Origin of the sequence: Shinella agrisoli, from assembly GCF_046557955.1 — a bacterium.
Taxonomy (GTDB): domain Bacteria; phylum Pseudomonadota; class Alphaproteobacteria; order Rhizobiales; family Rhizobiaceae; genus Shinella.
The window spans coordinates 128959-148072 of the sequence record NZ_JBJIEP010000007.1 but is presented as its reverse complement, the minus strand read 5'-3'; the positions used below and the strand labels follow the sequence as shown (position 1 = coordinate 148072).

Here is a 19114-nt window from a genome sequence, read left to right as displayed (position 1 = left end):
CAATCCGCTCAAGGGGCGGTCCCCGCGATTTGCCACCGCGCACCGGCACGGCAGCCCGATGTCCTTTCCAGTTTGTGCGGGTCTTCCATGCGTAACCTTGTCGTCCGTCTCAGTCTTTTCGCCCTCGCGGGCATCCTCGTTTCGGTTGCCGGCCTCCAGCTCGCCCACGCCCAGGCCGCCAAGGGCCCGAGCGGCCTGCCGCTGCCCCGCTTCGTCAGCCTGAAGGCCAAGAGCGTGAACCTGCGCGTCGGCCCGAGCGTCGACTACGCCGTCGCCTGGCGTTACCTGAAATCCGGTGTGCCGGTCGAAATCATCCAGGAATACGATAACTGGCGCCGCATCCGCGATGCGGACGGTACGGAGGGCTGGGTCAACCAGGCGCTGCTCTCCGGCGAGCGCACCGCCGTGACCGCGCCGTGGATGCGCGGCAAGGGCGAGGACATCTTCGTCAACATGCGCCGCGAGGCGACGGCGAACAGCACGGTCGTCGCCAGGATCCAGCCCGGCGTCGTCATCAAGGTGGGCGAATGCAACGGCGACTGGTGCCGCGCCGAGGTGGACGGCACCACCGGCTGGGTTTCGCAGAACGAGATCTGGGGCGCCTATCCGGGCGAAGCCTTCAAATAAGCCCGGCCTTCCTTGCTTCCTCCGCCAGCGACAGCAGCGGGCGTGGGCCGACCTGCTGGATGACGAGGCCGGCGGCAAGGCTGCCGAGCCGGCCGCAATCGGCGAGCGTGCGCCCGGCCGTGTAGCCGTAGAGGAAACCGGCGGCATAGAGATCGCCCGCGCCGGTCGTGTCCACCACGCTCGGAATGCTGATCGCGTCCACCTTGATCCGCTCGCCCTCCGCCAGGATGATCGAGCCCTCCTCGCTCATGGTCACGACCGCCAGCCGGCAATCGGCGGCAATGCGCGTCAGCGCCCCCTCGAAGTCCTCCGTCTCGTACAGCGCCAGCGCTTCGGCGCGGTTGGCGAAGACGATGTCGACGGTGCCGGAGCGCATGAGGTCCAGGAACTCGCCGCGGTAGCGATGCACGCAGAAGCTGTCGGACAGCGTCATCGACATTTCACGGCCGTTGGCATGGGCGATACGGGCGCATGTGCGGATCGCGTCCTTGGCGCGGGGCGGATCCCAGAGATAGCCTTCGAAATAGCTGACCTTGGCCTCGGCGACGACGCTTTCCTCCACGTCCTCCGGCCCGAGCTCCACGCAGGCGCCGAGATAGGTGTTCATCGAGCGCTCGCCGTCCGGCGTCACGAAGATCATCGAGCGTGCGGTCGGCGGCGGGCCGGCGAGCGGCTTCGTTTCGAAATGCACGCCCTGGGCGCGGATGTCGTGGATGAAGATCTCTCCGAGCTGGTCGTGCGCGACCTTGCCGAAATAGGCCGCGCGTCCGCCGAAGCTCGCCACACCCGAAGCGGTGTTGCCGGCGCTGCCGCCGGAGGCCTCGAGCGCCGGGCCCATGCGGGAATAGAGCAGTTCCGCGCGCTCCGCGTCGATGAGGTTCATCGCGCCCTTGATGATGCCGTTGTCCGTGATGAAGTTCTCGTCGCAGCGCGCGATGATGTCGACGATGGCGTTGCCGACCGTCAGCACGTCGAATTTGGTCATGCGGGGGTTTCCGTCTCGGTTGGGTGGGAGCCGGGATTCGGTCTTAACGGATTTTCCGGAACTTGGAAGAAAAAAAGCCGCCCGGCCGTTTCCGGCGGGCGGCCTTGCCCCGCGGTGAGGGCGGATCAGTCCTTGGCGCGTTCCACGTAGGAGCCGTCTTCCGTCGCGATGACGACACGGGTGCCGGCAGTGATGTGCGGCGGCACCAGCGTGCGGATGCCGTTCGAAAGGATCGCCGGCTTGTAGGAGGAGGAGGCCGTCTGTCCCTTCACGACCGGTTCGGTCTCGACGATCTCGAGGGTCACGTGGCGCGGCAGGTCGATGGCGATGGCGACGCCTTCGTGCACCGACAGGATGACGGTCATGCCTTCCTGCAGATAGGCCTTCAGGTCGCCGATGTCCTCGTGCGACATGGTGAGCTGGTCGTAGGTTTCCGGGTTCATGAAGTGGAAGCCGTCGCCGTCCTCGTAGAGGAAGTTGTGCTCGCGGTCCTCGACGAAGGCGCGCTCGACCTGCTCGGTCGTGCGGTAGCGCTCGGAGACCTTCACGCCGTCGGAGATGCGGCGCATGTCGATCTGGGTGACCGGCGTGCCCTTGCCGGGGTGGAAGTTCTGCGCCGTCAGCACGACATAGAGCTTGCCTTCGACCTCGAGGACATTGCCCTTGCGGACGGAAGAGGCGATGATCTTTACCATAAGTCTTCCTTGTAACTGGATGGATCGCGTCGTAGAGGACCGCCTGAGACGACGTCCCCGAACGCCGAAAAATGCGTTTTCGGGGCCGCAACTATCCTATATTCCGGCAAAAGACCAGTCTGTCCGCCGGCAAGGCCGAAGAAACCTGTCACATGAGCGCCATGAATCCGAAGCCCTCGCCCTGGTGGACGCCCGACGTCCATGCTGATCGCCGGCCGTTCCTCATCGCGCGAAACCGCATCCAGGCGGCGCTCAGGGCCTGGTTCGCCGAGCGCGATTTCATCGAGGTGGACACGGCGGCGCTGCAGGTCTCGCCCGGCAACGAGGCGCATCTGCACGCCTTCGCGACCGCCGCCATCGGCCATGCGGGCACGGAAACGCCGCTCTACCTGCACACCTCGCCGGAATTCGCCTGCAAGAAGCTGCTGGCGGCGGGCGAGCGGCGCATCGCCTGCTTCGCGCACGTCTACCGCAACCGCGAGCGCGGACCGCTGCACCACCCGGAATTCACCATGGTCGAATGGTACCGGGCGGGCGAGGCCTATGACGTGCTGATGGAGGATTGCGCGCGCATTCTCGTGCTCGCCGCCGAGGCGGCGGGTGCTGCGACGCTGACCTTCCGCGGCGGCGCCTGCGATCCGGCGCTTGCGCCGGAGCGGCTGACGGTGGCGGACGCCTTCCGCCGCCATGCCGGCATCGACCTGCTCGCCACGATCGACCCGGACGGCGCGACGGACCGCCGTCGCCTCGCCGCGGCCATGCAGGCGGCGGGCCTCCGCGTTGCCGCGGACGATACCTGGGCCGACCTTTTCAGCCGCGTCCTGGTGGAAAGGGTGGAGCCGGAACTCGGCTTCGGCCGTGCCACCATCCTTTGCGAATATCCGGTGGCCGAAGCCGCGCTCGCCCGCCCAGCGCCGCACGACCGCCGCGTCGCCGAGCGCTTCGAGCTCTATGCCTGCGGCGTGGAGCTGGCCAATGCCTTCGGCGAGCTGACGGACGCGGCCGAGCAGCGCCGCCGCTTCGAGCTGGAGATGGCGGAGAAGGCGCGCGTCTACGGCGAGGCCTATCCGCTCGACGAGGACTTTCTGGCCGCCCTCGCCGTCATGCCCGAGGCGAGCGGCATCGCGCTCGGCTTCGATCGGCTGGTCATGCTGGCGACGGGCGCGTCGCGCATCGACCAGGTGCTCTGGGCGCCCGTCGCGGAGACCGCGCCATGACGGCGGCGCGCAGCCTGACGACGGTGGCCGAACTTGCGGCTGCCGGCCTCGTTCCCGAGGACAAGCGGGCGGCCGCGGCCGCCGTTGCCGAGCGCTATTCCGTCGCCGTCACCCCGTCCCTCGCCTCGCTGATCGATGCAGGCGATCCCCTCGATCCCATCGCCCGCCAGTTCATCCCCGATGCCGCCGAACTCGTGACCCTGCCGGAGGAGCGGGCCGACCCGATCGGCGATCTCGCGCACAGCCCGGTCGAGGGCATCGTCCACCGCTATCCGGATCGCGTGCTCCTGAAGGCCGTGCATGTCTGCCCGGTCTATTGCCGCTTCTGCTTCCGGCGCGAGATGGTCGGGCCGGAGGGGCTCGGCACCTTGTCCGCCAAGGCGCTCGATGCGGCCATCGCCTATATCGCGGAGCGGCCCGAGATCTGGGAGGTCATCCTGACGGGCGGCGATCCGCTCGTTCTCTCCCCGCGCCGCCTCCAGGCCATCATGGAGCGGCTTGCGGCAATCGGCCATGTGAAGATCGTGCGCTTCCACACCCGCGTGCCCGTCGTCGATCCGGCGCGTGTGGACGAGGCGCTCGTCGCCGCTTTGAAAGCTTCCGGCAAGACGACCTATGTGGCGCTCCACGCCAATCATCCCCGGGAATTCACGCCGCAGGCCGGGGCCGCGATCGCCCGTATCGTCGATGCCGGCATGGTGATGATCAGCCAGACGGTCCTGCTCAAGGGGGTCAACGACGACGCCTCGGTGCTCGCCGAGCTGATGCGCGCCTTCGTCGAGAACCGGGTCAAGCCCTACTACCTGCACCACCCGGACCTTGCACCCGGCACGTCCCATTTCCGCCTGTCTCTCGCCGAGGGCAGGGCGCTGGTGGAAAGCCTGCGCGGCCGTGTCTCCGGCCTCTGCCAGCCGGCCTATATCCTCGACATTCCCGGCGGGCACGGCAAGGTTCGCGCCGATTCAACGGCCGTCGAGGAGGCGGACGACGGCTGCTTCCGCGTGCGCGATTTCCGCGGCGGCAGGCATGCCTATCCGCCGGCAGGGGGCGAGGCGTAGCGGTTCTCGCGCCGTTCTCAGAACTCTTCCCAGTCTCCTTCGTTGCCCTTCTCCTGCCGCACGCCGAGGGCGCCGGCGAGCTTTTCGTTGAGGGCGAGCGCAGGAGAGCTGACCGGGCGGGAGGCGCCGGAGGCGGCCTTGACGTTCCACTGGCCGGGCGACTTGCGGGCGGGCCTTGCTTCCGGGGCAGGCGCCGCAGGCGCGGACACGACATGCAGATGCGGTGCGTGCACGGTGCGGCCGGAGGCGGCGGACTCGCCAACGTTGAAGCGGCCGATCAGCGCGTTGAGCGCCTGCACTTCCGCGGCGAGGCCGTGGCTGGCGGCCGTCGTCTCCTCGACCATCGCGGCGTTCTTCTGCGTGCCCTGGTCCATGGTGTTGACGGCGGTGTTGATCTCCTGGAGGCCGGTCGACTGTTCGCGCGCGGCTTCCACGATCGCCTGGACGTGGCTGTTGATCTCCTGGACCTCGGTGACGATGGTCTGGAGCGCGCGGCCCGTGTCGCCGACGAGCGAAACGCCAGAGCGCACCTGCTCGCCGGAGGTGGTGATCAGCGCCTTGATCTCCTTGGCGGCCTTGGCCGAGCGCTGGGCGAGCTCGCGCACCTCCTGCGCCACGACCGCAAAGCCTTTGCCCGCCTCGCCGGCGCGGGCGGCTTCCACACCCGCGTTCAGCGCCAGAAGGTTCGTCTGGAAGGCGATGTCGTCGATGACGCCGATGATGTTGGTGATCTCGCTGGAGGATTTCTCGATCTCCTGCATGGCCGCGACGGCGCGGCGCACGATCTCGCCGGATTTTTCGGCGCCCGAGCGGGTGCGGGCGACGAGCGCGCCGGCCTCCTCCGCCCGCCGGGTGGAATCCTTGACCGTCGTGGTGATCTCCTCCAGCGCCGCGACGGTCTCCTCGACGGAGGCGGCCTGCTGCTCGGTGCGGCGCGAGAGGTCGTCGGCGGCGGCGCGGATCTGGCTGGCGCCCGCATCGATCGCCCGGGCGTTCTCGCCGACTTCCCGCAGCGCGTCGCTGAGGCGCAAGACGGAGGCGTTGAAGTCTTCGCGCAGCCGGTCGAGATCGCCGTCGAAGGGCTTTTCGATCTGGCAGGTCATGTCGCCGGCCGCGAGCTTGCCGAGCGCCTCCGCAAGGCTCGCGACGGCTTCCTGAACGCGGCCGCTGTCGCGCGTGCGCTCGGCCTCGCGGGCCTGGCGCTCGCTGTCGGCGCGGCGGCGGTCCTCCTCGCTCTGGCGCTCCAGGCGCTGGCGTTCGGCGGCGTTGTCGCGGAAGACGGCGACGGTGCCGGCCATCTCGCCGATCTCGTCCTTGCGGTCGGCATGGGGAATGGCGAAGGTCATGTCGCCTTCGGCAAGGCGCTTCATCGCACCGGCTAGCCCGTTGAGCGGCCTCACCACACGGCGGTTGACGAGGAAGATGGCGGCGACGGCAAGCCCCATCGCCGCAGCGAGCGATGCCCAGGTGAGCGCGAAAGCCGTGCCTTCCTCGGCGCGGGCCGAAAGGATCGTCTCCTCGGTGACGTTCTGGGTGCGGGCGACGAGGTCGCTCAGCGACGCGGTGATCGCATCGGCGCTCGCCTGCATCGGCCCCTTGTAGACGTCGAGCGCCGGGCCCTTCGCGGCGATGGCGGAGAACTGGAGGAGCTTTGCGGCCTCGTCGAGGTAGGTCTTCAGCGTGACCTTGATGCCGTCGACCGCGGCGGCCGTCGCCGCATCGCCGCTGTTGGCGGCGGCGTAGGAATCCACCATTCCGGCAAAGGCATCGGCACGTTCCTTGATGCGTGCCTCGATGCGGCCGATCTCGTCCGGGTCCATCGACAGCAGGTGTTCGGAATAGGTGGCGTTGAGCTCGGAGAAGGCGTGGCTCAGCTGCAGGATGGAGCTCATCTGCGGCATGCGTTCGGCGCCGATGCGCTCGATATGGCCGGTCATCGCGGAAAGCGAGCGGAAGGCGACCGCGCCTTGCAGCCCGCCCAGAACGACCATGAGGACGAAGAGCGCGGGCAGGAGCCTGCTGATCCGGACATTACGCATGACAGTTCCCTGGTTTTCTTTGGCGGCACGGCTTCGTGCGGATGCGCAAAAGTCTAGGAGCGGTCGTTTAACGCCGGCTTAATGGGCGGTCCCGATCTCCTGCCTTGCCGAGCGCTTTTCCACATCCTACATCGAGGGCGAACAGGAGTTTTCGATGATCCTCGATGCTGCCCGGCGTTCGCTCGCCAATCTCTTCGCTCCCGAGACGCGGGGCGTCTTCTGGAAGGTCATCGGGCTCACCGTCCTTGCCCTCGTCGTCGTCTGGTTCGGCCTGCGCGAAAGCTTCATCGCCTTCGCCTGGCCCTGGCTCCAGGGCGCGATGATGCCGGACCTGCCGGAATGGGCGGGCTGGCTCACCTTCGTCTTCGGCATCATCGCGAGCATCGGCCTCGCCTTGGGCCTCGCCCTCCTGCTGGCGCCGGTGACGGCGATCATCGCCGGCTTCTTCCTCGACGATGTCGCCGAGGTCATCGAGACGCGCGACTATGCGGCCGATGCGCCCGGCAGGGCCCTGCCGCTCGGACAGGCGATCTCCGGCTCGATCAAGTTCCTCGGCGTGGTCGTCGCCGGCAACCTCGTCGCGCTGCTCCTGCTGTTCATTCCAGGGGTGAACCTCGTCGCCTTCTTCCTGGTCAACGGCTATCTGCTCGGCCGCGAATTCTTCGAGTTCGCGGCGATGCGCCACCGCTCGCCGGCGGAGGCGCGCCTGTTCCGGGCCAAGCACGCCTCCACGGTCCTTCTCGCCGGCCTGCTGGTGGCGGCCTTCCTGGCGATCCCGATCGTCAACCTCCTGACGCCGCTCTTCGCCGCCGGCCTCATGGTGCATCTCCACAAGGCGTTGAGCCGCAGGGATCCGGGCTTCTCACTGGGGCAGGACTGACGCGTCGTACATGGCCGCATAATCTTCGTTCGGCGGGATCGGCTTGATGACGTCGATCATCACGCCGTTCGGATCGGCGGTGATGAAATGGCGCTGGCCGAAATCCTCGTCGCGGATGTCGCGCAGGATCGGCAGTCCCGCCGCCCGGACGGCCTCGTAGACGGCGTCGACGTCCTCCACCTCGAAGTTGAGCAGCAGGCCGGAAACCTTGCCGCGGCCGACGGCGGGGATCGTCTCGTGGCTGCCGTCGAGCACGGCGAGCGTCACCTTCTCGTCCTCGCGCGACTGGAGATGAACATACCAGTCGCTGGTGAAGAGGGCCTCGAACTTGAAATGCGTCTCGTAGAAGGCGGCGGTGCCGGCGACGTCGTCGGTCATGATGACGGGGTAGTAGCTGGTCGTTTTCATCTCTTTTCCTCTCGTGATTTTCCGTAAATCCAAGATGCAAACCGCTTTGCATCTTTACTGGGGCTGCCTTTGCGCTAAACATACAGTCTGTATGTTTCTATCAATTAACATACATTCAGTTTGTATGTAAAGAGGGAAAATGGCACGCAGCAACAAGGAACGCACGGAAGCCACGCGCCTTGCCCTGATCGAGGCGGCAAGGCGGCTCTTCGTGGAAAGGGGCTATGCGGAAACCGCAACGCCCGACATCGTGGCGGAAGCAGGGGTGACGCGCGGCGCGCTCTACCATCATTTCGAGGACAAGAAGGCGCTCTTCCGCGCCACGCTGGAGCGCGAGGCCGAAGCCGTGGCCGGACATATCGACAAGGTCTCGCTGCCGGCCGGCTCGCCGCGCGAGGCGCTGCTCCTCGGCGCCTCCGCCTATTTCGACGCGATGGCCGCGCCCGGGCGCACGCGCCTGCTGTTGCTGGAGGCGCCCGCCGTGCTCGGTTTCGAGGGCGCGGGCGCGATCGACCGGGAAAATGCCGCGGGAACGCTGAAGGCGGGGCTCGCCGAGTTGCTGGGGCCGGGCGCGAAGGCGGAGACGCTGGATGCGCTGACGGACCTTCTCTCCGCCGCTTTCGACCGCGCGGCGATCGCCATCGAGGCGGGCGCGGACCGCGAGGCCTATGAAGGCGCGATCGCCGGGCTTCTCGACGGGCTCGTCAGGGCGTAGCGCCGAAGACCTGCGGCGGCAGCTCCACGAGCGGGGCCGGCACGTCGCAGGTCTTTTCCGGCGACTTGCACAGATCGGCGATGACACAGCGCTCGCATTCCGGCTTGCGCGCCTTGCAACAGTACCGTCCGTGCAGGATCAGCCAGTGATGGGCGTGGTAGAGATATTCGTCCGGGATGATGCGGATCAGCTTGTCCTCCACCTCGTCCGGCGTCTTGCCGGGTGCGAGCCTGAGGCGGTTCGCGATGCGGAAGATATGGGTGTCGACCGCCAGCGTCGCCTGGCCGAAGGCCATGGAAAGCACCACGTTCGCCGTCTTGCGCCCGACGCCGGGCAGCGTCATGAGCTCCTCGCGGGTGCGCGGCACCTCGCCGCCGAACCTCTCGACGAGGATCCGGCTGAGCGCGATGACGTTCTTCGCCTTGTTGCGGTAGAGCCCGATCGTCCTGATGTAGTCGCGCAGCTTCTCCTCGCCGAGCGCCAGCATCTTTTCCGGCGTGTCGGCCACCTTGAAGAGCGCGCGCGTCGCCTTGTTGACGCCGGCGTCCGTCGCCTGCGCGGAAAGCGCGACGGCGACGACCAGCGTATAGGGGTTGACGTGCTCCAACTCGCCCTTCGGCTCCGGCCGCTGGATGGAGAATCGGCGGAAGATCTCCTTCAATTCGTCCCGCGAATAGAGGCTCTTCGGCTGCCGCGCGGGCGCCTTGCGGCGTTGCGGGCCGGCGGCGATCTTTTTTGTCTTCACGTTTTCCATGATGCTTCTATAGTCATGCGCCATGACGCAAGGCAACGCCGACATGACGATGAACGACCTGCCGGTCTTTTCCGCGGAGCTCCACCCCTACCGGTCGCTCGGGCGGAACGGGCACCGTATCTTCTTCATCATCGCCGGCGCGCTCAGCTTCGCCCACATGGCCGTCTTCCTGATCTCCGGCGCCTGGCCGGTGGTGCTGTTCTTCGGCCTCGATTTCCTCATCCTCTTCGGCGCTTTCTGGCTGAACAACCGGGCGGCAAAGGCGCGCGAGGTCGTGTCGCTCTCGCGCACCAATATCTCGATCCGCAAGATCAGCCCGTCGGGCAAAGAGACGGAGCACGTCTTCAACCCGTTCTGGGCGCGCTTCCTCGTCTCGCGCAAGGCGAAGATCGGCATCACCGCCATGCATGTGCGCGGCAACGGGCGCGAGACCGACGTCGGCACCTTCCTGCCGCTCGACGACCGCGAGCGCTTCGCCTCCGCCTTCTCCGGCGCGCTCGCCCGCGTGAAGCGCGGCTACTGAGCAGGAATCGGGTGGCGGGCACGCTGGCAGCGTGCTTTTCTGGCGGCACAGGAGAAGAACGATGAACATTGCCGCGACTTTGCAAGCCGACATCACCCCCGAGGGCGACGACTATTCGACCGTCCGCCGGGTCATCGAGCTGATCACGGAGGATTACCGCGAGCAGCCGGGCCTCGAGGACATCGCCGGCCGGCTCGGCCAGTCGCCGACCCAGTTGCAGAAGACCTTCACCCGCTGGGCCGGCCTTTCGCCGAAGGCGTTCCTGCAGGCCGTCACGCTCGACCATGCCAAGCGCCTCCTGCGCCAGGAGGAACTGCCGCTGCTGGAAACGAGCTTCGAGGTCGGCCTTTCCGGGCCCGGCCGGCTGCACGATCTCTTCGTCACGCACGAGGCCATGTCGCCCGGCGAATGGAAGGCGCGCGGCGCGGGTCTCACCATCCGGTACGGCCTGCATCCGTCCCCCTTCGGCCATGCGCTCGTCATGATCACCGACCGGGGCCTTGCCGGCCTTGCCTTCACCGACGCGCCGGACGGCATGGACGCCTTCGAGGACATGTCGTCCCGCTGGCCGAATGCCGATTACGTCGAGGACCGTGAGGCGACCGCCGCCTATGCGGTGCGCATCTTCGATCCGAAGCGCTGGGATCCGAGGGAGCCGCTGCGCGTGGTGCTGATCGGCTCGGATTTCCAGGTCCGTGTCTGGGAAGCGCTCCTGCGCATCCCCATGGGCTGCGCCGTCACCTATTCCTCGATCGCCGAAAGGCTCGGCCAGCCGACCGCTTCGCGCGCCGTCGGCGCCGCCGTCGGCCGCAATCCCATCTCCTTCGTGGTGCCCTGCCACCGGGCGCTGGGCAAGAGCGGCGCGCTGACGGGCTACCATTGGGGCCTCACGCGCAAGCGCGCCATGCTCGGCTGGGAATCGGGCAAGGCATGAACGAGAAAGGCCGGCGAGAGCCGGCCCTTTCATTGTCCTATCGGCGCTCAATGCGCCCCGGACATGTCCCCGAGCACATCCTTCGACTTCACCGTCGAATCCGCGTTCAGCGTGTAGACCATCGGCACGCCGGTCGCGAGGTTGAGCTTCAGGATCTCTTCCTTCGTCAGCTTGTCGAGCACCATCACCAGCGAGCGCAGCGAATTGCCGTGCGCGGCGACGAGCACCTTTTCGCCGCGCAGCACGCGGGGCAGGATCTGCGTGAGGTAATAGGGCCAGACGCGGGCGCCGGTGTCGCGCAGGCTCTCGCCGCCCGGCGGCGGCACGTCGTAGGAGCGGCGCCAGATATGCACCTGCTCCTCGCCCCACTTGGCGCGGGCGTCGTCCTTGTTGAGGCCGGAGAGGTCGCCGTAGTCGCGTTCGTTCAGCGCCTGGTCGCGGATCGTCTCGAGGCCCGGCTGGCCGATCTCGTCGAGGATGATCTTCAGCGTCTTCTGCGCGCGGATGAGGTCGGAAGTGAAGGCGATGTCGAACCTGATGCCGGTTTCGGCGAGCGCCTTGCCGCCGGTTTTGGCCTCTTCGATGCCGAGTTCGGTGAGGTCCGGGTCGCGCCAGCCGGTGAAGAGGTTTTTCAGGTTCCATTCGCTCTGGCCGTGGCGAACGAGGACGAGGGTTCCGCTCATATGGTCTGTCTCCCGTATTTGGATCAGTTGAGCCCGAGCACGTCGAGCATGGAATAGAAGCCTGGCTTCCTGTCGCGCGCCCAGAGCGCCGCCTGCACCGCGCCGCGGGCGAAGATCGAGCGGTCCGTCGCGCTGTGCGACAGCGTCACCAACTCGCCTTCGCCGGCGATGATGACCGAGTGTTCACCGATCACCGAGCCGCCGCGCAGCGTGGCAAAGCCGATCGCGCCGGGGGGGCGCGGGCCGGTATGCCCGTCGCGCACGCGCACGGAATTCTCCGCAAGCGGGATGCCGCGCCCGCTGGCGGCGGCCTCGCCCAGCAGCAGCGCGGTGCCCGACGGCGCATCGACCTTGTGCTTGTGGTGCATTTCCAGGATCTCGATGTCCCAGTCGGCCGGGCCGAGCGCGCGCGCGGCCGTTTGCGTCAGCACGCCGAGCAGGTTGACGCCGAGGCTCATGTTGCCCGACTTGACGATGCGGGCATGGCGGGCTGCGGCCTTGATCTTCCCGTCGTCCTCCGCCGAGCAGCCGGTCGTGCCGATCACGTGGACGATGCGTGCCTGGGCGGCAAGGCCGGCGAATTCGACGGTCGCGGTGGGCGCGGTGAAATCGAGCACGCCTTCCGCTTCCACGAAGGCTTCGAGCGGCCTGTCGGTGACCGGCACGCCGATCGGGCCGAGGCCGGCCAGTTCCCCGGCGTCGCGGCCGACGAAGGGCGAGCCTTCGCGCTCGACGGCGGCGAAGACCTCCGCGCCGTCGACGGCGTGGATGGTGCGGATCAGCGTCTGGCCCATGCGGCCGGCGGCGCCGACGACGACCAGCTTCATTGCGTTGCCGCTCATGCTTTTTCCCTGTCCGTTGTTATTTGCCCGTGCTGCCGGCGGGCGCCTGAAGGTTGTTGAGGCGAGCGTAAAGGCCGTTCTCGCGCGCCGCAAGCACCTCGTGCGTGCCCTCCTCGACGACCTTGCCGTCCTGCATCACGATGATCTTGTCGGCGCGCACGACGGTCGACAGCCGGTGCGCGATGACGACGACGGTGCGCCCGCTCATCGCCTCGTCCAGCGCCTTCTGCACGGCCTGCTCGGACTCGGTGTCGAGCGCCGACGTCGCCTCGTCGAGCAGGAGGATCGGCGCATTGCGCACCAGCGCGCGGGCGATCGAAAGCCGCTGGCGCTGGCCGCCGGAAAGCGTCACTCCGTTCTCGCCGACGGGCGTGTCGTAGCCGAGCGGCTGGGCGAGGATGAAGTCGTGCGCGTAGGCATGGCGCGCGGCTTCCTCGATCTCGGCGTCCGTGGCATCCGGGCGGCCGTAGCGGATGTTGTCGCGGATCGTGCCCTCGAAGAGGTAGGGCTGCTGCGAGACGTAGGCGATGCCGTTCCTGAGCGACTGCTTCGTCACATGGGCGATGTCCTGCCCGTCGATCAGGATTTCACCCTCCGCCGGATCGTAGAAGCGCGGGATGAGGCTGATGACGGTGGATTTTCCCGCGCCGGACGGGCCGACGAGCGCCGTCGTCCTGCCGCCCTCGGCGGTGAAGGAAACGCCCTTCAGGATCGTCTCGTTTTCCGAATAGCCGAAGCGCACGTTGCGGAAGGTGATGGTCGCGTCGGAGATGGCGAGCGGCCTGGCGTCCGCGCGGTCGGCCTGGCGCGGCTTGAGGTCGAGGATCTCGTAGATCATGCGCGCGTTGACGGCCGCGCGCTCCAGCGAGACCTGCAGGCGGGCGAGGCGGCGGGCCGGATCGTATGCCATCAGCAGCGCGGCGACGAAGGAGAAGAAGGCCCCCGGCATCACGCCGGCGTAGATCGAGCGGTAGGCGGCATAGGCGAGCACGCCGGAAATCGCAAAGCCCGCGAAGGTCTCGGTCATCGGCGCGGTGCGCTCGGTCAGCCGCGCGATGCGGTTCGAGCGGCGTTCCGCCTCGTCTATGATGGCCTCCACCTTGTTCTTGAGCTCGGCCTCCATGGTGAAGGCCTTGACGATGGTGATGCCCTGGATGGTCTCCTGCATGGCGCCCAGCACGTGGCTGTTCAGTTCCACCGCCTCGCGCGTCGCGTTGCGCAGACGTTTCGAGACGTAGCGCAGGCCGAGCAGGAGCGGCGGCGCGACGACGAAGACGAGAAGCGTCAAAAGCCAGTCCTTGGAGATCATCACGCCGATCAGCGCGACGAGCGTCAGGACGTCGCGGGCAAGCGAGGTGACCGTCATGTTCAGCACGTCGCGGATGCCGGTGACGTTCTGGCTGATCTGGGCGGCGAGGTAGGCCGAGCGCGACTCGTTGAAGAAGCCGACGCTGAGCGCCATCAGGTGCGAATAGAGCCGGCGCTGGTACCGCGCGACGATGTTGTTGCCGATCTTGGAGAGGATGACGGCTTCGTAATAGGTCGCAAAGCCGCGCAGCACGAAGGCGGCGAAGATCGCGCTGCAGATGATCATGACGAGGTCGGCGCGCTTGTTGGCGAAGGCCTCATTGACCACCGATTCCATGATCCAGGCGGTAAACGCCGTCGTCAGCGCCACGACGGCAAGGCAGGCGATCGCCGTGGCGTAGCCGCGCACATGCTCCCGGCCGTTTTCGGCGATGACACGCTTGAGCACGGTGGCGACGGTGTCGGAGCTGACGGGTTGGCGCTCGGTTCGACTCTGATCGGCCAATACACTGACTTTCCTGCACGGTCTCGGCGGTGGCCGGCATAACCGGCCCGTTGGCCGCTCTATAGGGTGTCAGTCCGTCTTTGGCGAGTCCGCGGTGTGCCGAAGCTTCACCGAAACCGTCACCTTTTCCAGCGGCGTCCCTCGGCTGCAACACCGAAACGGTCGGGCATGCGCGCGAAGGCGGCAAGGCCCGCAAGCGCCGCGACCGGGTGGGTGACGACATAGGTCGGGATCGACTTGAGCAGGGCGCTGTGCGGCGCCTTGTCCTCGAAGGCGGCGCGGAATTCCGAGGCGCGCAGCGCCGGCAGGATCTTCTGCGAGATGCCGCCGGCCAGGAACACGCCGCCCTTGGCCATGAAGATCATCGCCATGTCGCCGGCGACGCGACCGAGATAGGTGCAGAACAGCGAGACGGTCTCGATCGCCGCGCGGTCTTCCTGCGCGAGCGCCTTGGAGGTGACCTCGGCGGGCGTCGCGAGCGGCGCATCCACGCCATCGGCGGCCGAGACGGCGCGGTAGATGTTCATGATGCCGCGCCCGCACAGAAGCTGCTCGGCGGAGATACGGCCCTCGATCGGCTCTAGGAAGGGCCAGATCTGGTAGTCGCGCTCGCTGCGCGGGCCGACATCGACATGGCCGCCTTCGCCCGGAACCGGGATCCAGGTGTGGCGGGCGTGGACGAGGCCGGCGACGCCGAGGCCGGTGCCCGGGCCGAGCACGGCGCGCGAGGCCGAATGGCGCTCGATGCCGGGACCGATCTTCTCCCGGTCCTCGTCGCCGAGCGAGGCGACGGCGAGCGCCTGCGCCTCGAAGTCGTTGACGAGGAGCACGTCCTCGAAGCCGAGATTGGCGATCATGTCGCGCGGGCGCACCACCCAGGGGCAGTTGGTCAGCGGCACCTCGTCGCCCTCGATGGGGCCGGCAAGCGCCAGGATCGCCGCGCGCGGCTGCACCGAGCTCTTGTCGAGGATGCATTGCTGGAGCGCGTCGTCGATATTCGCGAAGTCGGCCGTCTGCACGATCGGGAACTGTTTCGGCTCGGCGAAGGCGTCGACCAAGAGCGCGAAGCGCGCATTGGTGCCGCCGATATCGCCGACGAGGATGGGGAAGGGGAGGTTCGTGTCGCTGTCGCTCGGCCGTGCCATCAAGCTGTCCCGTTCTTTCTCGCGGATGGTCCGCTTTTCGCTATTGCATGGCGGAGGTTGCCGTCAACCGGCCGCGAAGTCGAGAAGATGTTCGGCCGTCGCGCGGTTCAGCGCCATCGGAATGTCGTAGACGATCGCAAGCCGCATCAGGGCCTTGACGTCCACGTCGTGCGGCATCGGGGTGAGCGGATCGACGAAGAAGATGAGGAGGTCGATCTCGCCGGTCGCGATCATCGCGCCGATCTGCTGGTCGCCGCCGAGCGGGCCGCTCTTGAGGCGCGTCACGTCGAGGCCGGGGCAGGCCTCCAGCACCCGGCCGCCGGTCGTTCCGGTCGCCACGATCCTGGCTCGCGACAGCACCTTCTCGTAATGGGCGACAAAGGCCGCCATGTCGTCCTTCTTCTCGTCATGCGCGATGAGCGCGATGCATTTTTGGCGCGACATGGGCGTCCCTTGACGAACGGCGGGAATTTTAAATCGATTTGAACGCCTTATACAAAAGCGGCGGAGCCTTGAAAAGCCCTGCGAGCGCCCTCATCCGGCTGCCGCCGCTCTCTCTGCCTTTCCTTACTGGAACGGCCGTGGAATGGGGATCGGCACGATGGCCGGAAGCATCATGTCGGCGGCGATGACCGATTCGATCGTGCGGCCCGCATCCGCTCCGCGGCTCGAGAAGGCGAGCGCGGTCGAGGCGCCGCCGCTGCCCTGCCAGGTCACCTCCTGCTCGGAGGCAGGCGAGGCGCTGGCGAGGATCGTGCCGCAGGCCTTCGGCAGGTCCGACATCTTGAGGTACCAGGGTTTTACGGGCTTGGCGTCCTTCTTCGGCTTGGGCTTGGCCCAGGGCTCCTTGGTGAACCACCAGGCAAGCGAGGCGTCGCAGCCGTCGCCGGGCGGCACTTTCGCCTGCGGCTTGCAGCCGGCCGCCCCTTCCGGGCATCTGATGCGGATGTGGAAGTGCTCGTCATGGCCGTAGATCGGCCGAACCTTGCCGAGCAGCGAGCGGTCGCCCTGCCAGGTTTCGCAAAGCTTCTTCTTGATCGCCGGATTGACGAACACGCGCTCGACCTGCGGATAGCTCGCCGCCTTCATGACGAGCCGGGCATGGGTGGCAGTCCAGCGGCGCGAATCGACCGTCAGGAACTTGCTCTTGTCGAGCATCGAGGTGAAGGGGAGCTTTTCCCGCTCCTCGGCGGAAAGCCTGCGGTCGGGCATCGGCGTGAACCAGATGTCGGCGTCGAGGCCGACCTGGTGCGAGGCATGGCCGGAAAGCATCGGCCCGCCGCGCGGCTGCGAGATGTCGCCGAGCAGGAGACCGGGCCAGCCGATCTGGCGGGCATCCTGCGAGAACTGTTCGAGCAGCGCGATCATATTGGGATGGCCCCAGCGCCGGTTGCGCGAAAGGCGCATCGCCTGCCAGGCCGGGCCGTCCGTCGGGATCGCCACCGCCCCGGCAATGCAGCCCTTGGCATAGGAACCGTAGGGGGTCGGGGCCAACTTCGCCGGCAGGCGCTTGGCGCCGAACAGTTCCTTGGCCGGCCGCTCTTCGGCCGCAAGCGGCCCGGTGAGCGCGGCGAGCGCAAGGCCGGCGGCGATCAGGCAGGTGGTCAGTCGGGAAAGCATGGGCTGGGCTGGCATTGTCTGGTCTCGAACGTCGCAATCGTTGCGAAAGGCTAAAGGATCATCCTTTCGCAGAAGTGAATCCCCGGCCGGAATAGGCACGGCAAAAATCGCCGCTTTGATGGCGGGCCTGTCAATTGCCCGGATTTTGCCTATTCTCTCCCGCATGCTTCGGCGAAGGATACGAAAGGGAATTGGCATGCAGGCAGCCTTCGGGAGAAACGTGTTCACGGCAGTTCTGGTTCTTTCGCTGGCGGTCGCGACCGGCGCCGGGGCACAGGAAGCTGCGAACCAGACCTGGCGTATCGGCATCTCCACGATCGGCGACCTCAAGCGCCCGGACGGCTTCGACCGTTTCGACTACGTCAATCCGGATGCGCCGAAGGGCGGCGAACTGAAACTGTCCGAAACCGGCACCTTCGACACGTTCAACCCGATCCTCGCCAGGGGCGAGGTGGCGACCGGCGTCACGTCGCTGGTCTTCGACACGCTCCTGAAATCCGCCGAGGACGAGATCACCGCCGCCTATGGCCTGCTCGCCGAGGGCATCTCCTACCCCGACGATATTTCCTCGGCGACCTTCCGCCTGCGCGCGGAGGCAAAGTGGGCCGATGGCAAGCCGGTGACGCCGGAGGACGTGATCTTCTCCTTCGACATGGTGAAGGAGCACAATCCGCTCTTCGCCAACTACTACCGGCACGTCGTCTCGGCGGAGAAGACCGGCGAGCGCGACGTCACCTTCCGCTTCGACGAGAAGAACAACCGCGAGCTGCCGAATATCCTCGGCCAGTTCCCCATCCTGCCGAAACACTGGTGGGAAGGGCAGGACGCCAAGGGCAACAAGCGCGATATCGGCCGCACCACGCTGGAGCCGGTGATGGGCTCCGGCCCCTACCGGATCGCGTCGTTCCAGGCCGGCGGCTCGATCCGCTTCGAGCTGCGCGACGACTATTGGGGCAAGGACCTCAACGTGAACGTCGGCCAGAACAATTTCCGCACGATCACCTACACCTTCTTCGGCGACAGGAACGTGGAGTTCGAGGCCTTCCGTGCCGGCAATGTCGATTTCTACCAGGACAACAGCGCCAGCCACTGGGCGACGGCCTATGACTTCCCGGCCATGAAGGACGGCCGCGTCGTGCGCGAGGAGATCGAGAACCCTCTACGCGCCGCCGGCATCATGCAGGCCTTCGTGCCGAACCTGCGCCGCGACAAGTTCAAGGACCAGCGGGTGCGCGAGGCGCTGAACCACGTCTTCGATTTCGAGGACCTGAACCGCAGCCTTGCGCACAACGCCTTCCAGCGCGTCGACAGCTATTTCTGGGGCACCGAGCTTGCCTCCTCCGGCCTGCCGGAGGGCCGCGAGAAGGAGATACTGGAGGAGCTTAAGGACAAGGTTCCCCCCGCCGTCTTCACTACGCCCTACAAGAATCCCGTCGCCGGGGATCCGCAGAAGGTGCGCGAGAACCTGCGCAAGGCGCTCGGGCTCTTCAAGGAAGCCGGCTACGAGCTCAAGGGCAACCGGCTGGTGAACGCCAAGACCGGCGAGCCCTTCGGTTTCGAGCTCCTGCTGTCGAACCCGTCCTTCGAGCGCACGGTCACGCCGTTCGTGAACAGCGCGAAGAAGATCGGCATCGACGCCCGCATCCGCACCGTCGATGCCTCGCAATACACCAATCGCCTCAGAAGCTTCGACTATGACATGATCTACGGCATCTGGGCGCAATCGCTCGTTCCGGGCAACGAGCAGCTCGACTATTGGGGGTCCGCCTCGGTCGACCAGCAGGGGTCGAAGAACTATGCCGGCATTGCCGACCCGGCGATCGACGAACTCATCCGCAAGATCGTCTTCGCACCGAACCGGGAAGAGCTCGTCGCGACCACCCGCGCGCTCGATCGCGTGCTCCTCGCGCATCACTACGTGATACCGCTCTTCTATTCCAAGGCGGTGCGCGTCGCCTACTGGAACCATCTCGCCCGCCCGCAGGAGTTGCCCTACTACGGGCTGGGTTTCCCGAATGTCTGGTGGTCGAAGAACGCCGCCAGGTGAGGCGGGGCTTGCGCCGGCGGGCCGGCTGGGCTCCATATAGCGAGGACGAATCACCGCCGCGACAGGTGGCGGCAGAACGGAAGGGTTGGGCTTGACCGGCTGGACATCGACGCATCCTATCCCGGCGGG

19 protein-coding genes are annotated in these 19114 nt (G+C 67.0%); 8 read left to right on the top strand and 11 right to left on the bottom strand.

Annotated elements, in window-relative coordinates:
* Positions 1 to 87: 87 nt before the first annotated feature.
* Positions 88 to 627 carry an SH3 domain-containing protein gene (locus ACIIOY_RS09645; protein WP_411034434.1) on the top strand — a complete coding sequence of 180 codons (540 nt, stop codon included), beginning with the start codon at positions 88 to 90 and terminating at the stop codon, positions 625 to 627.
* On the opposite strand, the gene ACIIOY_RS09640 is transcribed toward ACIIOY_RS09645, so the two are convergent.
* Together ACIIOY_RS09640 and efp are read right to left on the bottom strand one after the other, a co-directional pair.
* Positions 620 to 1612, bottom strand: a complete 993-nt coding sequence (locus ACIIOY_RS09640) for an adenosine kinase (protein WP_411034433.1) — start codon at positions 1610 to 1612, stop codon at positions 620 to 622. The two genes, ACIIOY_RS09645 and ACIIOY_RS09640, sit on opposite strands and share 8 nt — an antisense overlap.
* A 125-nt stretch (positions 1613 to 1737) precedes the next feature.
* Positions 1738 to 2307 (bottom strand): elongation factor P, encoded by a 570-nt coding sequence (gene efp, locus ACIIOY_RS09635; protein ID WP_411034432.1) that lies wholly within the window; start codon positions 2305 to 2307, stop codon positions 1738 to 1740.
* A gap of 161 nt (positions 2308 to 2468) precedes the next feature.
* Between efp and epmA the strand changes: the two genes are divergently transcribed.
* Positions 2469 to 3524: an EF-P lysine aminoacylase EpmA gene (gene epmA, locus ACIIOY_RS09630; protein ID WP_411034533.1), complete on the top strand. Its 1056-nt coding sequence runs from the start codon at positions 2469 to 2471 to the stop codon at positions 3522 to 3524.
* Positions 3521 to 4582, top strand: a complete 1062-nt coding sequence (locus tag ACIIOY_RS09625; protein WP_411034431.1) for a lysine-2,3-aminomutase-like protein — start codon at positions 3521 to 3523, stop codon at positions 4580 to 4582. Before epmA ends, ACIIOY_RS09625 begins: the two co-directional genes overlap by 4 nt.
* Positions 4583 to 4599: 17 nt before the next feature.
* Here the strand turns inward: ACIIOY_RS09625 and ACIIOY_RS09620 are convergent, their stop codons facing one another.
* Entirely contained in the window at positions 4600 to 6621 is a 2022-nt protein-coding gene (locus ACIIOY_RS09620; protein ID WP_411034430.1) for a HAMP domain-containing methyl-accepting chemotaxis protein, read from the bottom strand.
* Between the two features lie 154 nt (positions 6622 to 6775).
* On the opposite strand from ACIIOY_RS09620, the gene ACIIOY_RS09615 reads away from it, so the two are divergent.
* Entirely contained in the window at positions 6776 to 7501 is a 726-nt protein-coding gene (locus ACIIOY_RS09615) for a sulfate transporter family protein (RefSeq protein ID WP_411034429.1), read from the top strand.
* Here ACIIOY_RS09615 and ACIIOY_RS09610 read toward each other — a convergent pair.
* A complete protein-coding gene (locus ACIIOY_RS09610) occupies positions 7484 to 7909 on the bottom strand; it encodes a VOC family protein (protein ID WP_411034428.1) in 426 nt (141 codons plus the stop codon). The two genes, ACIIOY_RS09615 and ACIIOY_RS09610, sit on opposite strands and share 18 nt — an antisense overlap.
* Before the next feature lie 139 nt (positions 7910 to 8048).
* On the opposite strand from ACIIOY_RS09610, the gene ACIIOY_RS09605 reads away from it, so the two are divergent.
* Positions 8049 to 8624, top strand: a complete 576-nt coding sequence (locus ACIIOY_RS09605) for a TetR/AcrR family transcriptional regulator (protein WP_411034427.1) — start codon at positions 8049 to 8051, stop codon at positions 8622 to 8624.
* Here the strand turns inward: ACIIOY_RS09605 and nth are convergent.
* Complete coding sequence (gene nth / locus ACIIOY_RS09600; RefSeq protein ID WP_411034426.1) at positions 8614 to 9378, bottom strand: endonuclease III; 765 nt, start codon at positions 9376 to 9378, stop codon at positions 8614 to 8616. The two genes, ACIIOY_RS09605 and nth, sit on opposite strands and share 11 nt — an antisense overlap.
* Positions 9379 to 9400: 22 nt before the next feature.
* Here nth and ACIIOY_RS09595 point away from each other — a divergent pair, with 22 nt between their 5' ends.
* Both ACIIOY_RS09595 and ACIIOY_RS09590 read left to right on the top strand, forming a co-directional pair.
* Positions 9401 to 9901 (top strand): DUF2244 domain-containing protein, encoded by a 501-nt coding sequence (locus ACIIOY_RS09595; RefSeq protein WP_411034425.1) that lies wholly within the window; start codon positions 9401 to 9403, stop codon positions 9899 to 9901.
* A 61-nt stretch (positions 9902 to 9962) separates the two neighbouring features.
* Positions 9963 to 10835, top strand: coding sequence for a methylated-DNA--[protein]-cysteine S-methyltransferase (locus tag ACIIOY_RS09590; protein WP_411034424.1), 873 nt, complete (start codon positions 9963 to 9965; stop codon positions 10833 to 10835).
* Between the two features lie 47 nt (positions 10836 to 10882).
* Here ACIIOY_RS09590 and ACIIOY_RS09585 read toward each other — a convergent pair whose 3' ends face one another.
* The 6 genes from ACIIOY_RS09585 to mepA form a co-directional block, all read right to left on the bottom strand.
* Positions 10883 to 11518 (bottom strand): 2,3-bisphosphoglycerate-dependent phosphoglycerate mutase, encoded by a 636-nt coding sequence (locus ACIIOY_RS09585; protein ID WP_411034423.1) that lies wholly within the window; start codon positions 11516 to 11518, stop codon positions 10883 to 10885.
* Between the two features lie 23 nt (positions 11519 to 11541).
* On the bottom strand, positions 11542 to 12360 hold the full coding sequence (gene dapB, locus ACIIOY_RS09580) for a 4-hydroxy-tetrahydrodipicolinate reductase (protein WP_411034422.1): 819 nt from the start codon (positions 12358 to 12360) through the stop codon (positions 11542 to 11544).
* Positions 12361 to 12379: 19 nt separating this feature from the next.
* Positions 12380 to 14173 (bottom strand): ABC transporter ATP-binding protein, encoded by a 1794-nt coding sequence (locus ACIIOY_RS09575; RefSeq protein ID WP_411034421.1) that lies wholly within the window; start codon positions 14171 to 14173, stop codon positions 12380 to 12382.
* Between the two features lie 119 nt (positions 14174 to 14292).
* The gene (locus ACIIOY_RS09570; protein WP_411034420.1) at positions 14293 to 15318 is read right to left on the bottom strand and encodes a glucokinase; all 1026 of its coding nucleotides are present in this window, start codon (positions 15316 to 15318) and stop codon (positions 14293 to 14295) included.
* A 63-nt stretch (positions 15319 to 15381) separates the two neighbouring features.
* On the bottom strand, positions 15382 to 15762 hold the full coding sequence (locus tag ACIIOY_RS09565) for a methylglyoxal synthase (RefSeq protein ID WP_411034419.1): 381 nt from the start codon (positions 15760 to 15762) through the stop codon (positions 15382 to 15384).
* 123 nt (positions 15763 to 15885) lie between these two features.
* Positions 15886 to 16953, bottom strand: a complete 1068-nt coding sequence (gene mepA / locus ACIIOY_RS09560) for a penicillin-insensitive murein endopeptidase (protein WP_411034418.1) — start codon at positions 16951 to 16953, stop codon at positions 15886 to 15888.
* A gap of 181 nt (positions 16954 to 17134) precedes the next feature.
* On the opposite strand from mepA, the gene ACIIOY_RS09555 reads away from it, so the two are divergent.
* Positions 17135 to 18985, top strand: coding sequence for an extracellular solute-binding protein (locus tag ACIIOY_RS09555; protein ID WP_411034417.1), 1851 nt, complete (start codon positions 17135 to 17137; stop codon positions 18983 to 18985).
* Positions 18986 to 19114: the final 129 nt, after the last annotated feature.

What these genes read in the sequence shown, in the direction of transcription:
- ACIIOY_RS09615 (WP_411034429.1), top strand. Translation starts at nt 6,776, where the DNA reads ATGATCCTCGATGCTGCCCGGCGTTCGCTCGCCAATCTCTTCGCTCCC.
- ACIIOY_RS09585 (WP_411034423.1), bottom strand. Translation starts at nt 11,518, where the DNA reads ATGAGCGGAACCCTCGTCCTCGTTCGCCACGGCCAGAGCGAATGGAAC.
- efp (WP_411034432.1), bottom strand. Translation starts at nt 2,307, where the DNA reads ATGGTAAAGATCATCGCCTCTTCCGTCCGCAAGGGCAATGTCCTCGAG.
- ACIIOY_RS09640 (WP_411034433.1), bottom strand. Translation starts at nt 1,612, where the DNA reads ATGACCAAATTCGACGTGCTGACGGTCGGCAACGCCATCGTCGACATC.
- ACIIOY_RS09605 (WP_411034427.1), top strand. Translation starts at nt 8,049, where the DNA reads ATGGCACGCAGCAACAAGGAACGCACGGAAGCCACGCGCCTTGCCCTG.
- ACIIOY_RS09555 (WP_411034417.1), top strand. Translation starts at nt 17,135, where the DNA reads ATGCAGGCAGCCTTCGGGAGAAACGTGTTCACGGCAGTTCTGGTTCTT.
- ACIIOY_RS09565 (WP_411034419.1), bottom strand. Translation starts at nt 15,762, where the DNA reads ATGTCGCGCCAAAAATGCATCGCGCTCATCGCGCATGACGAGAAGAAG.
- nth (WP_411034426.1), bottom strand. Translation starts at nt 9,378, where the DNA reads ATGGAAAACGTGAAGACAAAAAAGATCGCCGCCGGCCCGCAACGCCGC.
- ACIIOY_RS09570 (WP_411034420.1), bottom strand. Translation starts at nt 15,318, where the DNA reads ATGGCACGGCCGAGCGACAGCGACACGAACCTCCCCTTCCCCATCCTC.
- epmA (WP_411034533.1), top strand. Translation starts at nt 2,469, where the DNA reads ATGAATCCGAAGCCCTCGCCCTGGTGGACGCCCGACGTCCATGCTGAT.
- ACIIOY_RS09610 (WP_411034428.1), bottom strand. Translation starts at nt 7,909, where the DNA reads ATGAAAACGACCAGCTACTACCCCGTCATCATGACCGACGACGTCGCC.
- ACIIOY_RS09645 (WP_411034434.1), top strand. Translation starts at nt 88, where the DNA reads ATGCGTAACCTTGTCGTCCGTCTCAGTCTTTTCGCCCTCGCGGGCATC.
- ACIIOY_RS09590 (WP_411034424.1), top strand. Translation starts at nt 9,963, where the DNA reads ATGAACATTGCCGCGACTTTGCAAGCCGACATCACCCCCGAGGGCGAC.
- mepA (WP_411034418.1), bottom strand. Translation starts at nt 16,953, where the DNA reads ATGCCAGCCCAGCCCATGCTTTCCCGACTGACCACCTGCCTGATCGCC.
- ACIIOY_RS09625 (WP_411034431.1), top strand. Translation starts at nt 3,521, where the DNA reads ATGACGGCGGCGCGCAGCCTGACGACGGTGGCCGAACTTGCGGCTGCC.
- ACIIOY_RS09620 (WP_411034430.1), bottom strand. Translation starts at nt 6,621, where the DNA reads ATGCGTAATGTCCGGATCAGCAGGCTCCTGCCCGCGCTCTTCGTCCTC.
- dapB (WP_411034422.1), bottom strand. Translation starts at nt 12,360, where the DNA reads ATGAGCGGCAACGCAATGAAGCTGGTCGTCGTCGGCGCCGCCGGCCGC.
- ACIIOY_RS09595 (WP_411034425.1), top strand. Translation starts at nt 9,401, where the DNA reads ATGACGCAAGGCAACGCCGACATGACGATGAACGACCTGCCGGTCTTT.